The 16,574-nt window shown below is 66.2% G+C and carries 13 protein-coding genes and 1 rRNA gene; 4 read left to right on the top strand and 10 right to left on the bottom strand.

The window, feature by feature from the left end; genetic code table 11:
- Nucleotides 1–67 precede the first annotated feature (67 nt).
- Nucleotides 68–3,517 (bottom strand): pyruvate carboxylase, encoded by a 3,450-nt coding sequence (locus FHX47_RS01740; RefSeq protein ID WP_183357164.1) that lies wholly within the window; start codon nt 3,515–3,517, stop codon nt 68–70.
- Nucleotides 3,518–3,703: 186 nt separating this feature from the next.
- On the opposite strand from FHX47_RS01740, the gene FHX47_RS01735 reads away from it, so the two are divergent.
- Genes FHX47_RS01735 through FHX47_RS01720 form a run of 4 tightly spaced genes read left to right on the top strand, consistent with a single transcriptional unit; the run spans nt 3,704 to nt 8,018 of the window.
- Nucleotides 3,704–4,342 (top strand): GntR family transcriptional regulator, encoded by a 639-nt coding sequence (locus FHX47_RS01735; RefSeq protein WP_183357163.1) that lies wholly within the window; start codon nt 3,704–3,706, stop codon nt 4,340–4,342.
- A gap of 52 nt (nt 4,343–4,394) precedes the next feature.
- Nucleotides 4,395–5,912 carry an MmgE/PrpD family protein gene (locus FHX47_RS01730; RefSeq protein WP_183357162.1) on the top strand — a complete coding sequence of 506 codons (1,518 nt, stop codon included), beginning with the start codon at nt 4,395–4,397 and terminating at the stop codon, nt 5,910–5,912.
- Entirely contained in the window at nt 5,912–6,820 is a 909-nt protein-coding gene (gene prpB / locus FHX47_RS01725; protein WP_183357161.1) for a methylisocitrate lyase, read from the top strand. Before FHX47_RS01730 ends, prpB begins: the two co-directional genes overlap by 1 nt.
- Nucleotides 6,821–6,863: 43 nt before the next feature.
- Complete coding sequence (locus FHX47_RS01720; RefSeq protein WP_183357160.1) at nt 6,864–8,018, top strand: bifunctional 2-methylcitrate synthase/citrate synthase; 1,155 nt, start codon at nt 6,864–6,866, stop codon at nt 8,016–8,018.
- A 5-nt stretch (nt 8,019–8,023) separates the two neighbouring features.
- Here the strand turns inward: FHX47_RS01720 and FHX47_RS01715 are convergent, their stop codons facing one another.
- From FHX47_RS01715 to rrf, 9 genes are all read right to left on the bottom strand, one after another.
- Nucleotides 8,024–9,052: a site-specific tyrosine recombinase XerD gene (locus FHX47_RS01715; protein WP_183357159.1), complete on the bottom strand. Its 1,029-nt coding sequence runs from the start codon at nt 9,050–9,052 to the stop codon at nt 8,024–8,026.
- A gap of 23 nt (nt 9,053–9,075) precedes the next feature.
- The gene (gene pyrG, locus FHX47_RS01710) at nt 9,076–10,761 is read right to left on the bottom strand and encodes a CTP synthase (RefSeq protein WP_183357158.1); all 1,686 of its coding nucleotides are present in this window, start codon (nt 10,759–10,761) and stop codon (nt 9,076–9,078) included.
- Between the two features lie 24 nt (nt 10,762–10,785).
- Complete coding sequence (gene recN, locus FHX47_RS01705) at nt 10,786–12,513, bottom strand: DNA repair protein RecN (RefSeq protein WP_183357157.1); 1,728 nt, start codon at nt 12,511–12,513, stop codon at nt 10,786–10,788.
- On the bottom strand, nt 12,510–13,469 hold the full coding sequence (locus FHX47_RS01700) for an NAD kinase (protein ID WP_183357156.1): 960 nt from the start codon (nt 13,467–13,469) through the stop codon (nt 12,510–12,512). Before FHX47_RS01700 ends, recN begins: the two co-directional genes overlap by 4 nt.
- Nucleotides 13,466–14,305, bottom strand: coding sequence for a TlyA family RNA methyltransferase (locus FHX47_RS01695; RefSeq protein ID WP_183357155.1), 840 nt, complete (start codon nt 14,303–14,305; stop codon nt 13,466–13,468). Before FHX47_RS01695 ends, FHX47_RS01700 begins: the two co-directional genes overlap by 4 nt.
- A 1-nt stretch (nt 14,306) precedes the next feature.
- The gene (locus FHX47_RS01690; RefSeq protein ID WP_183357154.1) at nt 14,307–14,507 is read right to left on the bottom strand and encodes a hypothetical protein; all 201 of its coding nucleotides are present in this window, start codon (nt 14,505–14,507) and stop codon (nt 14,307–14,309) included.
- Nucleotides 14,504–15,310 carry an HAD-IIA family hydrolase gene (locus tag FHX47_RS01685; protein WP_343064262.1) on the bottom strand — a complete coding sequence of 269 codons (807 nt, stop codon included), beginning with the start codon at nt 15,308–15,310 and terminating at the stop codon, nt 14,504–14,506. The genes FHX47_RS01690 and FHX47_RS01685 overlap by 4 nt, the downstream gene beginning before the upstream one ends.
- A 4-nt stretch (nt 15,311–15,314) precedes the next feature.
- The gene (locus FHX47_RS01680) at nt 15,315–16,181 is read right to left on the bottom strand and encodes a tetratricopeptide repeat protein (RefSeq protein WP_183357153.1); all 867 of its coding nucleotides are present in this window, start codon (nt 16,179–16,181) and stop codon (nt 15,315–15,317) included.
- Between the two features lie 123 nt (nt 16,182–16,304).
- Nucleotides 16,305–16,421 (bottom strand): 5S ribosomal RNA (gene rrf / locus FHX47_RS01675).
- Between the last annotated feature and the right edge of the window lie 153 nt (nt 16,422–16,574).

Here is a 16,574-nt window from a genome sequence, read left to right as displayed (position 1 = left end):
GATTCGTCTCACATTCTAAACGGGCCGTGCTCTGCTGTTCTGCGGTGTTGTGTTGCCCGCCCAGCCGCTAGGCGGGGTCGATGACCAGCAGCAGGTCTCCGCCTTGGACCTGGTGGACCTCGGTGAGCAGGGTGCGTTTCACGGTTCCGGCTACGGAGGTGGTGATGCCGGCCTCCATCTTCATCGCTTCGATGGTGGCGATGTTTTGGCCGGCCTCGACGGTGTCGCCCTCGGCGACGGTGAGGCTGACTGCTCCGGCGAAGGGGGCGGCGACGTGGTTGGGGTCGTTGGGATCAGCACGTTCGGCTTCGTGTGCGGTGACCTCGACGCTGTTATCGCGGACCATGACTTGGCGCAGTTGGCCGTTGAGGGTGCACATCACCATCCGCATGCCCTTCTCATCGGGTTCGGAGACGGTCTGCAGGGTCACCAGCAGCCGCACCCCTTTGCCCAGGGAGATGACGTGCTCGTGGTTGGTGGTCATCCCGTAGAGGAAGTCGCGGGTGTGCAGCACCTGCAGGTCCCCGTAGGCCTGCTTAGCGGCCTCGTAGTCGCCGGTGGGACCGGGGAACAGCAGCCTGTTCAGCGCGGCCCTGCGGGTGGCGGAGTCGGCGTCCAGAGCCTCAGTGTCCTCAGCCGAGAGGTCCTCAGTGACCGGCTTGACGCTGCGGCCCTCCAGGGCTCTGGATCGGAAGGGCTCGGGCCAGCCGGCCGGCGGGTCGCCCAACTGTCCGGCGAGGAACCCGATGACCGAGTCGGGCAGGTCGTAATCCTGCGGGTTCTGGGCAAACTCTTCCGGTGAGGCGCCCAGGCCGACCAGCTGCAGGGCCAGGTCGCCGACGACTTTGGAGGAGGGGGTGACTTTGATCAGCCGGCCCAGCATCTTGTCTGCGGCACTGTACATCTCCTCGATCTGTTCGAACCGCTCCCCCAGCCCCAGCGCGATGGCCTGCTGACGCAGGTTGGAGAGCTGCCCGCCGGGGATCTCGTGGTGATAGACCCGTCCGGTCGGTGAGGGAAGCCCGGATTCGAAGGGACTGTAGATGCCGCGCACCGTTTCCCAGTAGGGCTCCATGGCCGAGACTTCGGCCAGGCCCAGACCGGTGTCGCGCTCGGTGCCCTCCAACGCCGCCACCAGCGCGGAAGCCGGTGGCTGCGAGGTGGTGGCCGCCATCGATGAGGTCGCCACATCCACCGCGTCCACCCCGGCCTCGGAGGCGGCCAGCAGGGTGGCCAGCTGCCCGCCGGCGGTGTCGTGGGTGTGCAGGTGCACCGGCACATCAAAACGCTCGCGCAGCGCGGTCACCAGGGTCCTGGCCGCTGCTGGGCGCAGCAGACCGGCCATGTCCTTGATCGCCAGAATGTGGGCCCCGGCATCGACCATCCGCTCGGCCAGCCCCAGGTAGTAGTCCAGGGTGTAGATGTCCTCTGCCGGGTCGGTGAGGTTGCCGGTGTAGCACAGGGCGGCCTCGGCCACCGCCGTAGACGTCGCGCGGACCGCCTTGATGGCCGGGATGATCTGGTCGACGTCGTTGAGGGCGTCGAAGATCCTGAAGATGTCCACCCCGGTGGCTGCCGCCTCCGCGACGAAGGAGTCGGTGACCTTCAGCGGGTAGGGGGTGTAGCCGACGGTGTTGCGCCCGCGCAGCAGCATCTGCAGCGGAATGTTGGGCATCTCCTCACGCAGCAGCGCCAACCGCTGCCAGGGGTCCTCCTGCAGAAACCGCAGGGCGACGTCGTAGGTGGCCCCGCCCCAGACCTCTGCGGAGAACAGGCCCGGCATCGTGTGGGCCACCGCCGGGGCCGCCGCCAGCAGGTCACGGGTGCGCACCCGGGTGGCCAGCAGCGACTGGTGAGCATCACGGAAGGTGGTGTCAGTGACCGCCAGGGCGGTGCGGTCCCGCAGAGCCGCAGCGAACGCCTCGGGGCCCTGCTCCAGCAGCAGGTCACGCCAGCCAGCCGGCTTCGGCTGCGCCGAGGGGCCGTCGAAGGGGCTGCGGTCAGGCTCATCATTCTTATCCCCGGGGAAGGCGGGAAGCTTATCGCGGGGGTCGATGCCCTCCACCCGCGGCCCATAGGGCTGATTCACCGTCACATCAGCCAGGTACTGCAGGGCCTTGGAACCACGGTCCTGGGACCGGTTGACCTGGGTGAGCTCCGGGTGGGCATCAATGAAGTCGGTGGCCACATCCCCGGTGAGAAACTCCTCAGAGTCCAGCACATTCATCAGAAACGGAATATTGGTGGCCACACCACGGATGCGGAACTCTGCCAGGGCACGCCGGGTGCGCTGGACCGCGGTCATGTAGTCATGGCCGCGGCAGGTGAGCTTGACCAGCATCGAGTCGAAGTGCGGACTGATCTCCGCACCGGTGTAGACCGTGCCGCCATCCAGCCGGATCCCCGAACCCCCGGCCGAACGATAAGCGGTGACCGTACCCACATCGGGCCGGAACCCATTGGCCGGATCCTCAGTGGTGATCCGGCACTGCATCGCCGAACCACGAATCCGCAGCTCATCCTGGACCAGACCCAGATTCGCCAGCGTCTGACCGGCGGCAATGCGCATCTGCGCGCCCACCAGGTCCACATCAGTGATCTCCTCGGTGACCGTATGCTCCACCTGGATCCGCGGGTTCATCTCAATGAACACGTGCTGACCAGCACGCTCCCCGGCGGTCTCCAGCAGAAACTCCACCGTGCCGGCGTTGCGGTAGCCCATCGTGGCGGCGAAGGAGACCGCATCCCGATACAGCGACTGCCGCACCTGATCATCAAGATTCGGCGCCGGAGCAATCTCCACCACCTTCTGGTGACGACGCTGCAGCGAGCAGTCCCGCTCAAAGAGATGGACCACATCCCCGGCACCATCAGCGAGCACCTGCACCTCAATATGGCGCGGCCGCACCACGGCCTGCTCCAAAAAGACCGTCGGATTGCCGAAGGCGGTCTCGGCCTCATTCATCGCCTCACTCAGCGCAGACGGCAGCGCCTCAGCGGTCTCCACCCGGCGCATACCGCGACCACCACCACCAGCCACAGCCTTCACAAAGATCGGAAACCCGATCCGATCCGCCTGCGCCAACAGCTCCTCAGAATCAGAAGAAGGCTCAGAAGAATCCAGCACCGGCACCCCAGCCGCTTTGGCCGCACGCAAAGCACGCACCTTATCGCCGGTGGACTCCAGCACATCAGCCTCCGGACCGATGAAAGCAATCCCAGCCTCTTCAGCCGCACGCGCCAAATCCGGATTCTCCGACAAGAACCCATAACCGGGATAGATCGCATCAGCACCAGACTCACGAGCGACCCGGACGATCTCCTCCACGTCCAGATAGGCCCGCACCGGGTGACCCTCCACACCGATCCGGTACGCCTCATCAGCCTTCTGCCGGTGCAAAGAATTACGATCCTCATGCGGATAGACCGCTACCGTACGAGCACCAAGCTCAACAGCAGCCCGCAGGGCACGAATAGCAATCTCACCACGATTGGCGACAAGAATCTTGCGGAACATTGCAGGAGTTCTCCCTCAGTGGTCGGTGTGGGCCCCATCGCGGCGGCCCGAGGTGCCACGCCCGAAGAGTTACGGACACCGGTGATTCTGGCACACCCTTGCTGACCTGTATACAGGAAATGAGAAGTTTGTCGAAATTTATGGGAGACCTAGTCCTTTCCGGGGTGTTGTGTATACACTGCCAGTATGCGTGCAAGTGATTCGGCCTACACGTCACTTCGTGAGGACATCATCGAGGGTCGGCTGGCCCCCGGGGCTGCCCTGGCCGAGATCGAACAGTCCCGACGCCTGGGCGTCTCCCGCACCCCGGTGCGCGAAGCGTTCTCCCGGCTGGTGGCGGACGGGCTGGCTGTGCAGACTCCGGGCCGCGGGTCGGTGGTCTCCGAAATCTCTTTGGACGACGTCGACCGCCTCTTCGAAGTGCGCATCCCGCTGGAGACCCAGGGCGCCTCGCTGGCGGCACGCCGCGGCTCCCCCGAGGTCTTCAGCCGCCTGGCCGAGGAGTTCGGTGAGGCCGGCTCGGAGCCGGACCCCAGCGTGCACTATGCGCTTGCGGCCCGCATGGACGCAGCGGTCGACGCGGCGGTGGGCAACCACTATCTGAGCACGATGCTCGCGACCCTGCGGGTGCACCTGGTGCGCATCCGCCGACTGGCCAGAGACCAGCCGGAGCGGCTGGCTGAGTCCGCGGCGGAACATCGGGAGGTGTGCCGCGCCATCGCCGCCGGTGACCCACAGGCCGCCCAAGCCGCCGCAATGCTGCACCTGCGCCGCAGCTTGACCTACATCACCGCTCAGGGCGCCCCGGAATCTTCCGCCGCCTAAGAGCAGCACCACACTTCACCACATCCACCACGAGAGGAAACGGACCAAGAGGATGATCAACCACACCGTGCGGGTCTACCGCAGCGAAGAGAACCTCCCCCACCAGGATCAGCTGGCCCATAAGATCGCCCAGGTTGCTGCTGACCCGGTCGAGGTCGAGCAGGACGTCACCGAGATGATCATCAACCGGATCATCGACAATGCCTCCGTGGCGGTGGCCTCCCTGCACCGCGCGCCGATCGTGGCCGCCCGCGCCCAGGCGCTGGACCACACGGCTCCGGCCGGCGGGAAGGGCGCCTCAGTCTTCGGAGTCTCTCAGCGGACCTCACCGGAGTGGGCCGCGTGGGCCAACGGGGTGGCCGTGCGTGAACTGGACTTCCACGACACCTTCCTCGCCGCAGAATACTCCCACCCCGGCGACAACATTCCGGCAGTCCTCGCCGCCGCTCAGCACACCGGACGATCCGGCGCAGAGCTGATTCGCGGCCTGGCCACCGGCTATGAGATCCAGGTGAACCTGGTCAAGGCCATCTGCCTGCACAAGCACAAAATCGACCATGTGGCGCACCTGGGCCCCTCAGCCGCAGCTGGCATCGGCACCCTGCTGGGACTGAACACTGAGACGATCTTCCAAGCGGTGGGACAGGCGCTGCACACCACCACTGCCACTCGCCAGTCGCGCAAGGGCGAGATCTCGACGTGGAAGGCTCACGCGCCGGCCTTCGCAGCGAAGATGGCAGTGGAAGCTGTGGACCGGGCCATGCGCGGCCAAACGTCACCGGTACCGATCTATGAGGGCGAGGACGGAGTCATCGCCTGGATGCTGGATGGCCCCGACGCGCGTTACGAGGTCCCGCTGCCGCAGCTGGGGGAGGCCAAGCGGGCCATCCTGGACACCTACACCAAGGAGCACTCGGCGGAGTACCAGGCTCAGGCGTGGATCGATCTGGCCCGCAAGCTCCACGGTGAGCACCCCGAGGCTGCGGACCCGCAGAACGTGGAGTCGATAGTGATCCGCACCAGCCATCACACCCACTATGTGATCGGCTCCGGCGCCAATGACCCGCAGAAGTACGAGCCCACCGCTTCCCGCGAGACCCTGGACCACTCGATCCCCTACATCTTCGCGGTGGCGCTGCAGGACGGCACGTGGCACCATGCCGACTCCTACGCCCCCGAACGTGCCGGGCGCCCGGACACTGTGGAGCTGTGGCACAAGGTGGTCACCGAGGAGGACCCGGAGTGGACCCGCCGCTACCACTCGCTGGACATTTCGGAGAAGGCGTTCGGCGGCTCCGTGGAGATCCGGATGAAGGACGGCCGGGTCATCTCTGATGACATCGCCGTCGCCGACGCCCACCCGCTGGGAGCCCGGCCCTTCGCCCGGGAGCAGTACATCGGCAAGTTCCGCAGCCTGGCTGAAGGGCTGCTCGATGCGAGCGAGATCGAACGGTTCCTCGACGTCGCCCAGAGCGCTGAGACGCTGCAGCCCGGGCAGCTGGAGCAGCTCAACGTGCTCGCCCCTGCCGGTGCCATCGACCTGGCCAGCTCACCGAAAGGACTGTTCTGATGTTGTACGCAAAGACCACCCCGGAGCAGAAGCGCACGAACCTGCGCGAGATGCTCACTCCCGGCGCGGCCCGGCAGTTCCCCGGCACCTTCACGCCGCTGAGTGCACCGCTGATTCAGCAGAAGGGCTTCGACGGTCTCTACGTCTCCGGTGCGGTGCTGGCCAACGAGCTGGGGCTGCCCGATATCGGGATGACCACGCTGACTGAAGTGACTCAGCGCGCTGGGCAGATCGCCCGGGTCTCGGACCTTCCCACGCTGGTGGACGCCGACACCGGATTCGGCGAGCCGATGAACGCCGCCCGCACGGTCCAAGAGCTGGAGAACGCCGGTGTGGCCGGGTGCCACATCGAAGATCAGTTCAACCCCAAGCGCTGCGGGCACTTGGACGGCAAGGCCGTGGTGGATCTGGACACTGCCAGCAAACGGATCCGCGCCGCCGCAGACGCGCGCCGCGACGAGAACTTTCTGATCATGGCGCGCACCGACATCCGTGCCGTGGACGGGCTCTCCGCAGCGGTCGATCGCGCCAAAGCGCTGGTTGACGCAGGGGCAGATGCGATCTTCCCCGAGGCCATGGCGGATCTGTCGGAGTTTGAGGCTGTATGCAGCGCCGTCGACGTTCCGGTGCTGGCCAATATGACCGAGTTCGGCAAGTCTGACCTGTTCACCCGGGATCAGCTGGCAGCAGCCGGGGTGGCGCTGATCATCTACCCGGTGACGTCGCTGCGCTCAGCGTTCGGCGCCATTGAACGCACCCTGGATGTGATGGCCGAGCACGGCACCCAGCAGCCGGCGGTCGAAGACATGATGACCCGCGCCCGGCTCTACGAACTGGTCGACTACGAGTCCTACAATGCCTTCGACACTGGTATCTTCAACTTCGAAGTGCCGCAGCAGTCTGACTGAGCATCGCCCACTTCCACTGCATTCTCACCCAAGGAGGTCACTGATGACCGAAGACAACGTATACAAGGGACTGGCCGGGGTGGTGGCTGACTACACCGCTGTCTCCAAGGTCAACCCGGAGACCAACTCGCTGCTCTACCGCGGCTACCCGGTGCAGCAGCTTGCCGCCCAGCTCAGCTTTGAGGAGGTCGCACTGCTGCTGTGGAATGCGGAGCTTCCCAGCGCCGATGAGCTGCAGCAGTTCATCTCCTTCGAACGTTCCCACCGGGCGCTGGACCCTGCTGTCAAGCAAGCCATCGACCTGCTGCCCACCGACTGTCACCCGATGGATGTGGGGCGTACCGCCATCTCGGTGATGGGTGCCGCCCACCCGCAGTCCGAGGACGCGTCGCCGGAGGCCGAACTGGCCAAGGCGCAGGAGGTCTTCGCCGCCTTCCCCGCCGTCGTCGCCTATGACCAGCGGCGTCGTCGTGGACTGCAGCCGGTGGAGCCGCGTGATGACCTGGACTACTCGCAGAACTTTCTGTGGATGACCTTCGGCGAGGAGGCCGCCGAGGAAGTGGTGGACGCTTTCCGGGTCTCGATGGTGCTCTACGCCGAGCACTCGTTCAACGCCTCGACCTTCACCGCACGGGTGGTGACCTCCACCCAGGCGGATCTGCATTCGGCGATCACTGCGGGCATCGGTGCGCTGAAGGGTTCGCTGCACGGCGGCGCCAACGAGGCGGTGATGCACACCTTCGAGGAGATCGGCATCGACAAGAGCGAGTCCCGCGAGCAGGCGGCGGACCGGTCGAAGGCCTGGATGGAGCAGGCACTGGCGGAGAAGCGCAAGGTCATGGGCTTCGGCCACCGGGTGTACAAGAACGGCGACTCCCGAGTGCCCACCATGCAGCGGGCCCTGGACGCGATGGTCGCCCACTACGGACGCGGCGAGATCATGGGGATCTACGACGGGCTGCAGGCGGCGATGGACGAGGCGAAGGGCATCCTGCCCAACCTGGACTATCCGGCAGGGCCGACCTATCACCTGATGGGATTCGATACCGAGATGTTCACACCGCTGTTCATCGCTTCCCGGATCACCGGGTGGAGTGCCCACGTGATGGAGCAGCGGGCGAACAACGCGCTGATCAGGCCGCTGAGTGCCTACAACGGCCCTGAGGAGCGGCAGCTGCCGGGGCAGGCGACCGACTGAGCCCCTCAGAGGGCACGCGGATGGGCAGTGACGTATTGGCTGCGCAGCGACTCCGCGGTGACCTTGGTGTAGATCTGGGTGGTGGTCACCGAGGCGTGGCCCAGCAGCTCCTGCACGGTGCGGATATCAGCTCCGCCGTCGAGCAGATGGGTGGCGCAGCTGTGCCGCAGGGTGTGTGGTGAGATGTCGCTGCTGAGCCCTGCGGCATCGGCGGTCTTCTGCAGCACCGTCCAGGCGGACTGCCGGGAGAGCCGGGTGCCCAGCCTGTTGAGGAACAGTGCGGGTGAGGCGGCACGGCGGGTTCTGGCCGAGGAGGCTTTGGTGACCGTCTCTGCCAGGGCGGGGCGTCCGGCGCTGAGATAGTCTCCCAATGCCTTCTGCGCCATGCGTCCCAGCGGGACCATCCGCTGCTTCTGACCCTTACCCGTCACACGCACCAGCACCAGACCCTGGTCGCCTGCCTGGTGGAAGGAGTGCACGTCGTCGACGTCCAGTGCCGCCGCTTCGCTGATTCGAGCCCCGGTGGCATAGAGAAACTCCAGCAGGGCCCGGTCCCGCAGCCCCAGGCTGGTAGCAGGGTTGGGCGCCTCTATGAGCCGGGTGACCTCCTCGACGCCTAGGGCCTTGGGCAGCGATTGGGTCAGCTTGGGGGCGGCGACCTCCTGGGCCGGATCGTGGGTGGTGCGGCCCTCCTGGGCCCAGTACTTGTGCACCCCCCGCACTGAGGCAAGCATGCGGGCTGTGGAGCTTTCGGACAGTGCGGTGCCGCCGTCGTCGCCGGCGGTGACCCGGCGCAGAAAGTCCGCGATGCCGGTGGCCGACACCCCGGCGGCAGTGGTGATCCCGGTGTCCGCCAAGTGGACGACATAGCGCGCTAGGTCCCGTTCGTAGGAGGCCAACGTATTCGCCGAGGAGTCCCGTTCGATGCGCAGGTGCCCCAGGTAGTCGGCCACCTCGGCCCACAGCGGTGACGCCGCAGCCCTCTGCCGGAACTTGGGGCGCGGCGGCTGGGTGCTCTGCGCAGGGTCGCTCATGGTAGGCGGGACCGGTGGCGGGCTCAGCTCTTCTGCTGCAGTGCGGCGCCGATGAGTCCTGCGAAGAGCGGGTGCGGGTTGGTGGGCCGGGACTTCAGCTCCGGGTGGGCCTGAGTCGCAATGTAGTAGGGGTGGGTCTGCCGGGGAAGCTCCACGAACTCCACCAAGGTGCCGTCGGGGCTGGTGCCGGAGAAGACCAGTCCGGCCTCGGTGAGCTGATCCCGGTAGGTGTTGTTGACCTCGTAACGGTGCCGGTGCCGCTCTGAGATGTCGGTGGTGCCGTAGGTTTCGGCCGCCACGCTGCCTTCGGCGAGCACAGCGTCGTAGGAGCCCAGCCGCATCGTGCCGCCCAAGTCTCCGGCGCCGGAGACGATCTGCTCCTGCTCTGCCATCGTGGCGATGACCGGGAACTGGGTCTCTGGGTCGAACTCGGTGGAATTGGCGCGGCTCATGCCCAGCACGTTGCGGGCGTATTCCATGACCATGGTCTGCAGGCCCAGGCAGAGGCCCAGGGCTGGGATCTGGTTCTCACGCGCGTAGCGCAGCGCACCGACTTTGCCGTCCAGGCCGCGAACTCCGAAGCCCCCCGGTATGCAGACGGCGTCTACGCCGTCCAACGCTGCTGCTGCGCCCTCAGGGTCGCTGCAGAGGTCGGAGGCCACCCAGCGGATCCTGGTGCGGGCCTGGTGGGCGAAGCCACCGGCGCGCAGCGCTTCGGTGACGGAGAGGTAGGCGTCGGGCAGGCCCACGTACTTGCCGACCAGGGCTACCTCAATCTCATGGTCGGGTTGGTGGACCACATTGAGCAGCTGGTCCCACTTGGTCCAGTCCACGTCCTTGAACTTCAGGTCCAGGGCCTGGACCACATAGGCGTCGATGCCCTGTCTGTGCAGGATGCGCGGAATGTCGTAGATGCTGGGCGCATCAGCACAGTTGACCACCGCATCGACGTCGACGTCGCACATCCGCGAGATTTTGCCGCTGATCTCGGTGGGCAGCTCACGGTCGCTTCGCAGCACGATGCCGTCAGGCTGGATGCCCAGGCTGCGCAGGGACGCCACGGAGTGCTGGGTGGGTTTGGTCTTCAGCTCCTGGCTGGGGCCGAGATAGGGGATCAGGGAGACATGGAGGAAGAACACGTTCTCCCGGCCGATGTCCTGGCGCAGCTGGCGGGCCGCCTCCAGGAAGGGCTGGGACTCGATATCACCGACGGTGCCGCCAATCTCGGTGATGATCACATCCGGGGCCTCCCCCGATTCGGCAGGAAGCCGCATGCGTCGTTTGATCTCATCGGTGATGTGCGGAATGACTTGGACGGTGTCGCCCAGGTAGTCGCCGCGACGCTCCTTCTCGATGACTGCGGAGTAGATCTGGCCGGTGGTGACGTTGTTGAGTCCGTCCAGGTTTTCGTCGAGGAAACGTTCGTAGTGACCGATGTCTAGGTCGGTCTCTGCGCCGTCCTCAGTGATGAACACCTCACCGTGCTGGAACGGGTTCATGGTGCCTGGGTCGACGTTCAGATAGGGGTCCAGCTTCTGCATGACCACCGAGAGACCGCGGGCTCGCAGCAGATGCCCGAGCGAGGAAGCCGTGAGGCCCTTGCCGAGGGATGAGACGACCCCTCCGGTGACAAAGATCTGCCGACTGATAGGAGGGGTGTTTTGGGACCGGGAATTATTACGCTGAGCCACGGGGTTCCAGCCTATCATTGGTTGTGAGCGTTTTGGGTGCGTTCATACCTTCTCTGCTGCCGCGCCGTCCAACAGCTCACCGGCATGAGCACGGGCGGAGGCTGAGTCTTCTTGGCCGGCGAGCATCCGGGCCAGCTCCTCGACCCGCTCTTGGGGCGGCAGCGGGCCGACGTCGGCGGCTGTCACCCCTGCAGAGGAGTCGGAGGTCTTCAGGACCCGGATGTGCTGATCGGCATAGGCGGCGACCTGCGGCAGGTGGGTGACCACAATGACTTGGGAGTGCCGAGCCAGTTTGGCCAGTCTGCGTCCGATTTGTACGGCGGCCTTTCCCCCGACGCCGGCGTCCACCTCGTCGAAGATGAATGTGGACGCCGGAGCCTGTTCGGCCAGAACGACTTCCAGGGCGAGCATCACCCGGGAGAGCTCACCGCCGGAAGCGCCCTTTCCCAACGGCAGCGGGTGAGCCCCCGCGTGGGGGCGCAGCAGCAGCTGAACAGCGTCGGCGCCGAAGCGGGTGAGCTCATCAGCAGCAGTGACCTCAACACTGAGGTGTGCATGCGGCATGGCGAGGGCGGCCAGTTCCTCATCCACGGCAGCTGCCAGCTTGTCGCCGGCTGTGACCCGATGCTGGGTGAGCTGCTCGGCTGCTTCGCGCAGCTGGGCGTGCAGCGTCTCCACCGTCTCGGTGAGCTCCTCGATGCGGTCGGCGTCGGTGACCAGGGTCGCCAGCCGCTGTCGCGATTGCTCGGCCCAACGCAGCACGTCCTCGACCTCCGGGCCGTAGAGCCGCTGCAGCTGGTCAATCTCCGCGCGGCGCTGGTGCACCTCGGCGAGCCGTTCGGGCCCGGACTCGTCGAGCCCGGCGGCATATACCCCCAGTTGGGAGGCGGCGTCGCTGAGCAGGGTGGAGACTTCGCCGATCTGCTGGGATATCTGCGCCAGTTCAGAGTCCTGATCGGTGACGGAGGTCAGTCCGTTGAGACTGTTTTCGACCAGCTCGACCGCGTTGGACCCAGGGTCCACCGCCTCAGCCGCATCGGCCCCGGAGAGCAGGGTCTGGGCGGTGCGGGCGGCTTCGCGCAGCCCCTCGATGTTCTCCAGTTTCAGCGATTCGGCCTTCAGCGCCGCGTCCTCATCCGGCTGCGGCTCGACGGCGTCGATGGACTCCAGCGCCTGCTGCAGCTGTTCGGCCTCACGTCGGCGCTCCACTTCGTGGGCAGTGATCTCCTCCAGTTCTGCCTTCTGCCGACGGTAGGTGTCGAAGGACTGCTGGTAGTCGTCCAGCAGCCGGGCGAAGTCGCGGCCTGCGTAGGTGTCCAGTGCCGAACGCTGAGCGGCCGGAGCCTTCAGCCGCAGCTGGTCGCTCTGTCCGTGTACGGTGACCAGTTCTGCCCCCACGTCGCCGAGCACTGAAATCGGCACCGGCCTGCCGGCGACAGTGGCTCGGCTGCGGCCCTTGGCGCTGAGCGCACGGCCGATCAGCAGCGGCTCCTCCCCGGCGTCCTCGTCCATGGTGGCCCCGGCTTCCGCGGCTCGGCGGCGCGCAGGGTGGGTGGCTGCCACGTCAATCTCAGCGTCAACTGTGGCCTTCTGCGCCCCGGATCGCACCGCAGATGCTTCGGCCCGCGCGCCCAGCAGAAGCCCCAGTGCGGTGACGACCATCGTTTTTCCCGCCCCGGTCTCGCCGGTGACCACGGTGAACCCGGGGTGCAGCTCCAGCGCGGCACGGTCGATGACCCCCAGTCCGCTGATTGTGACGTGTTCGATCACTCGGCGGCCCCCTGCCCTGGGTTGGGATGGGGCAGGATGTTTGCTGCTTCCACCGGTCCGCGCCAGCCTGTGGTGGGGAGGTTGAACTTGTCCACCAACCGTTGGGAGAAGGATGTGTGGTGCACTCGGGCCAGCAGCACGGGCCGGTCGGAGCGGGTGACCTCCACCCGTGATCCGGCGGGCAGCTCGATGGATCGGGCGCCGTCGCACCAGAGGATGCCGTCCTCATCGGCGCGCTGGAGCAGTTCCACAGCCATGATCGAGCTGGGGTCGACCACCAGGGGCCGGGCGAACAGGGCGTGGGCTGAGATCGGGACCAGAACCAGAGCCTCCACCTCGGGCCACACCACGGGTCCGCCGGCGGAGAAGGCGTAGGCGGTCGAGCCGGTCGGGGTGGACATGACGACGCCGTCGCAGCCGAACGCGGAGACCGGGGCGCCGTCGATTTCGATGACGAGCTCGACCATGCGTTGGCGCGAGGATTTTTCGATGCTGGCCTCGTTCAGCGCCCAGCTGCTGCTGATGTGGTGATCGGCATGCCACACTTGGACGTCGAGGGTCATGCGCTCCTCCACGCTGTAGTTCTGATCGACGACCCATTGGACGGATTCATCCAGTTGGGCGCGTTCAGACTCTGCCAAGAAACCGACGTGGCCCAGGTTGACTCCCATCAGGGGCACCTGGGAGTCGCGGGAGAGGTCCGCTGCCCGCAGGATGGTGCCGTCGCCGCCGAGCACCATGCCGACCTCACACCGGCTGACCGGCACGTCACGCTCCGCCACGGCCACGTCGGCTTCGGCCAGCCGGTCGGCGGCCACCGCGGAGATGGCTTCGATGTCGTGGGGGAACATCACCGGGCACAGTCCGGCGCGCCGGAGGCTCGATGCCACGGTGACTGCGGCGTTGACGGCCTCGAGACGTCCGGTGTGCGCCACGATGAGCACTTCGCGGGTCATCGCACCTCCTTCGGTGACTGTCGGTCGCTGAAGTCGACGGTGTCCAGGTCAGCTGAGTCGAGCTCGGCTCCGAACAGCCTATCGTCCGCAGCGGACACACCTGCCGTTTTCTTCCACAGGCACAGAAAGAATTCGGCGTTTCCGTCCTGTCCGGCAAGTGGGGACCGGGCGATGCCCACAGTGGTCAGTCCTGCGTCTGCTGCTGCGCCGATGACCGATTCCACGGCTGCTCTGCGTTGGGCCGGATCGGTGACCACCCCGGTGCGCGGAAGCAGCACACGACCGACCTCGAACTGCGGTTTGACCATGATCAGCAGGGCTGCGCCCTCGGCCGCCAGGCCCGCTAGGGGGCTCAGCACCAGTCGCAGCGAGATGAAGGAGAGGTCGGCGACGATCAGGCCGAAGGGCTCACCGAGGTCTCCGGGCTTCACGTAGCGCAGATTGGTTCCTTCACAGCTGCTCACTCGTGGGTGTTCGCGCAGCTGTGGTGCCAGCTGGTCATGGCCCACATCAGCAGCGGTCACATGCTTCGCCCCCTGTGCGAGCAGCACCTGGGTGAACCCGCCTGTGGAGGCTCCGGCATCCAGACAGCGCATCCCTGCGGGGTCGACGCTCGGAAACAGCTCCAGGGCGCCGAGCAGCTTATGGGCTGCACGGCTGACCCACTGGTCCTGTGCTGAGACGGTGATGTGCGCGGCGGCGGTGACTGCGGTTGAGGCTTTGACGCCGCTGCGTCCATCGACCTGGACCTCTCCGGCGCTGATCTGCTGGGCGGCCCGGGTGCGGCTGGTGGCGAGCCCGCGGGAGACCATCTCCTTGTCCAGACGCGGGCTCATGTCAGTCCCGTGGAATGGAGTCTAGACGCGCGCTGAGGTCCTTATGCAGCCCTTCTGCCTCTGTGATGTGCGCATCAAGCTGCTCCAGGGTGAGTTCCTGCTCCAGCTCCGGCGACTGCTGCCCCGGCTGCTGCTGCGAAGACGCTGGCTGCTCGGCTGTTTCGGTCGCTGGCTCTCCGGGTTCCTCCGGTGTGCGGCTCATGGCAGTTCCCGGTGCTGGTCGGTGAAGAGGTCCTGGAGGGTCTCCAGGACGACGTCGGGCCGCTGCTCTGCGGTGGAGGCTGCGGCTTCAGCGGCTGTGGTGGCTCCGGTGAGCACCAGGGCCGTGGTGAAGCCGGCGCGGTTCCCGCCCAGCACGTCGGTGTCCAGGCGGTCTCCGACCACCAACGGCCGCCGGGCCCCGAGGGCTTCAGCCGCCTGCAGGAACATCACTGGTTCGGGCTTTCCGGCCGCCTTGGGGCGAATGCCGGTGGCGAAGCCGACTGCTTCGACCAGCGCGCCATTTGCTGGTGCCAGTCCGCGTTCCCGGGGCACGCTGCGATCCAGGTTGGTTGCGATCCATACTGCACCCTGGTTGATGGCGTAGGAGGCCTCTGCCAGGTCGGTCCAGCCCACACCTGGGTCGAACCCCTGGATGACGGCGTCAGGGTGGCCGTGTGCGGAATCTGCGAGGCTGTAGCCAGCCTCCTCGACCAGCCGGCGCAGCGAGTCGCTTCCGGTGACCAGTACCCGTGCTGGGGGTGGGACGTCCTGGAGCAGCATCGCCACTGCTGCTGGTGCTGAGCCGAAGACTTCCTGCGGCTGCGCGGGCACGCTCAGCTCTTGCAGGTGCGCGGCGATCTGTTCTGCCGATCGCGAGGCGTTATTGGTGACGAACGCGCAGCCGACCCCCCGGCTTCTCAGCTGCGCCACTGCTGCCGGGGCTGCGGGCACCGCGTGCTGTCCGGCATAGAGGACGCCGTCAAGGTCGAACAGCACAGCGTCGTGATGGTCAATCAGCGCCACGTCTCTAGTTCCCCCTGCGGTCTGCTGGGTGACCTCCGCGGGCACTGTGTGCAGGCGAATCGGCGACGACGTCTTTGGCCTGCGGCAGTGCGGAGGCTTCGTCCTCCTCGCCGAAGTCTAAGATCTCCGGCTGCTCGAACGCGCCCATTCCCAGAGCCTGCTCCGCCACACCGACTCGTCGGTGCCACTTCTGCGCCTCCTCGCTGCGGCCCACCTGCTCAAGGCAGTCCGCGTAGAGGCCGAAGAGTCGCGGGCTGAAGCTGTAGGCCCGGTTGATGTCCAGCTCCGGGACCTCCAGTGCCCGCACGGCAGCAGCATAGTCACCGCGGTCTTGGTGGACGCCGGCGACCACCATGGCGAGTTCGGCACGTGCAGATCCCGTCAGCTGCTGCGCTTCGGGCTCCTGGGCAAGTTCCATCGCCTTATCGGGTTTGCCGAGTCCGCGCAGGCAGTCTGCCATGACGGCCAGGTGCGTCTGGTCGCCGCTGATGCGGCGATAGGTGCGAAGCTCGCGCAGCGCTTCAGCATAGTCCCCGGCCTCGTAGGCGACCAGGCCCACTGCCTCCCGCACCAGTGCCAGTCGACCGCCCCTGCGGGATGCGGCCAGTGCGTGCTCCAGGGCCAGCTGTGGGTCCAGGTCCATGAGGCGGCCTGCCATCACCAGGTGTTTGGCGACCCAGGTGCGGTTGGAGTCATTCAGCGTGCCCAGCTGACGTGCGGACTCTCGATCAAGTTCCTTACCAGTGACGTCGTCGTCGATCTCCGGGGACCGGCCGCGGTCCTCGCTGTTGGAGCGTCTGAGGTCGCTGGGGTTGCGGGGCGGCGGCTCCCGACGAGCTTCTGGGTTCATCGATGGATCTCTTTTCGTCACGTCATCAGAATACCTGTCACCAGTGACGCCGCGGCAGGCGGCGGGCAGTCGGTGGCGGTCCAGACAGCGAAAGACCCCTGGTCGCTGCGCCGTTGCAGAGACCAGGGGTCCTCTTTAATGTGTGTCCGGCGGTGTCCTACTCTCCCACACTCTCTCGGGTGCAGTACCATCGGCGCTGTGGGTCTTAGCTTCCGGGTTCGGGATGGGACCGGGCGTTTCCCCCACGCTATGACCACCGTAACTCTGACCCAACCCGCACCTGTGTGAGCCAGTCAGTGACTGCTGCCCGGCAGGGGGTTGGAAATCTATTACGTGTCCATCACTGTCATGTCTTAATTGTCATGTTTTATCAGTGGTGTTGCACTATGTGTTTATACCTGGTGTTTAAACCTG

The organism is Garicola koreensis (genome assembly GCF_014195445.1).
Lineage (GTDB): Bacteria > Actinomycetota > Actinomycetes > Actinomycetales > Micrococcaceae > Nesterenkonia > Nesterenkonia koreensis.
The sequence above is the reverse complement of the archived record's forward strand: the minus strand, read 5'-3'. Positions and strand labels throughout refer to the sequence as shown.

What these genes read in the sequence shown, in the direction of transcription:
- FHX47_RS01740 (WP_183357164.1), bottom strand. Translation starts at nt 3,517, where the DNA reads ATGTTCCGCAAGATTCTTGTCGCCAATCGTGGTGAGATTGCTATTCGT.
- FHX47_RS01735 (WP_183357163.1), top strand. Translation starts at nt 3,704, where the DNA reads ATGCGTGCAAGTGATTCGGCCTACACGTCACTTCGTGAGGACATCATC.
- FHX47_RS01730 (WP_183357162.1), top strand. Translation starts at nt 4,395, where the DNA reads ATGATCAACCACACCGTGCGGGTCTACCGCAGCGAAGAGAACCTCCCC.
- prpB (WP_183357161.1), top strand. Translation starts at nt 5,912, where the DNA reads ATGTTGTACGCAAAGACCACCCCGGAGCAGAAGCGCACGAACCTGCGC.
- FHX47_RS01720 (WP_183357160.1), top strand. Translation starts at nt 6,864, where the DNA reads ATGACCGAAGACAACGTATACAAGGGACTGGCCGGGGTGGTGGCTGAC.
- FHX47_RS01715 (WP_183357159.1), bottom strand. Translation starts at nt 9,052, where the DNA reads ATGAGCGACCCTGCGCAGAGCACCCAGCCGCCGCGCCCCAAGTTCCGG.
- pyrG (WP_183357158.1), bottom strand. Translation starts at nt 10,761, where the DNA reads ATGATAGGCTGGAACCCCGTGGCTCAGCGTAATAATTCCCGGTCCCAA.
- FHX47_RS01700 (WP_183357156.1), bottom strand. Translation starts at nt 13,469, where the DNA reads ATGACCCGCGAAGTGCTCATCGTGGCGCACACCGGACGTCTCGAGGCC.
- FHX47_RS01695 (WP_183357155.1), bottom strand. Translation starts at nt 14,305, where the DNA reads ATGAGCCCGCGTCTGGACAAGGAGATGGTCTCCCGCGGGCTCGCCACC.
- FHX47_RS01690 (WP_183357154.1), bottom strand. Translation starts at nt 14,507, where the DNA reads ATGAGCCGCACACCGGAGGAACCCGGAGAGCCAGCGACCGAAACAGCC.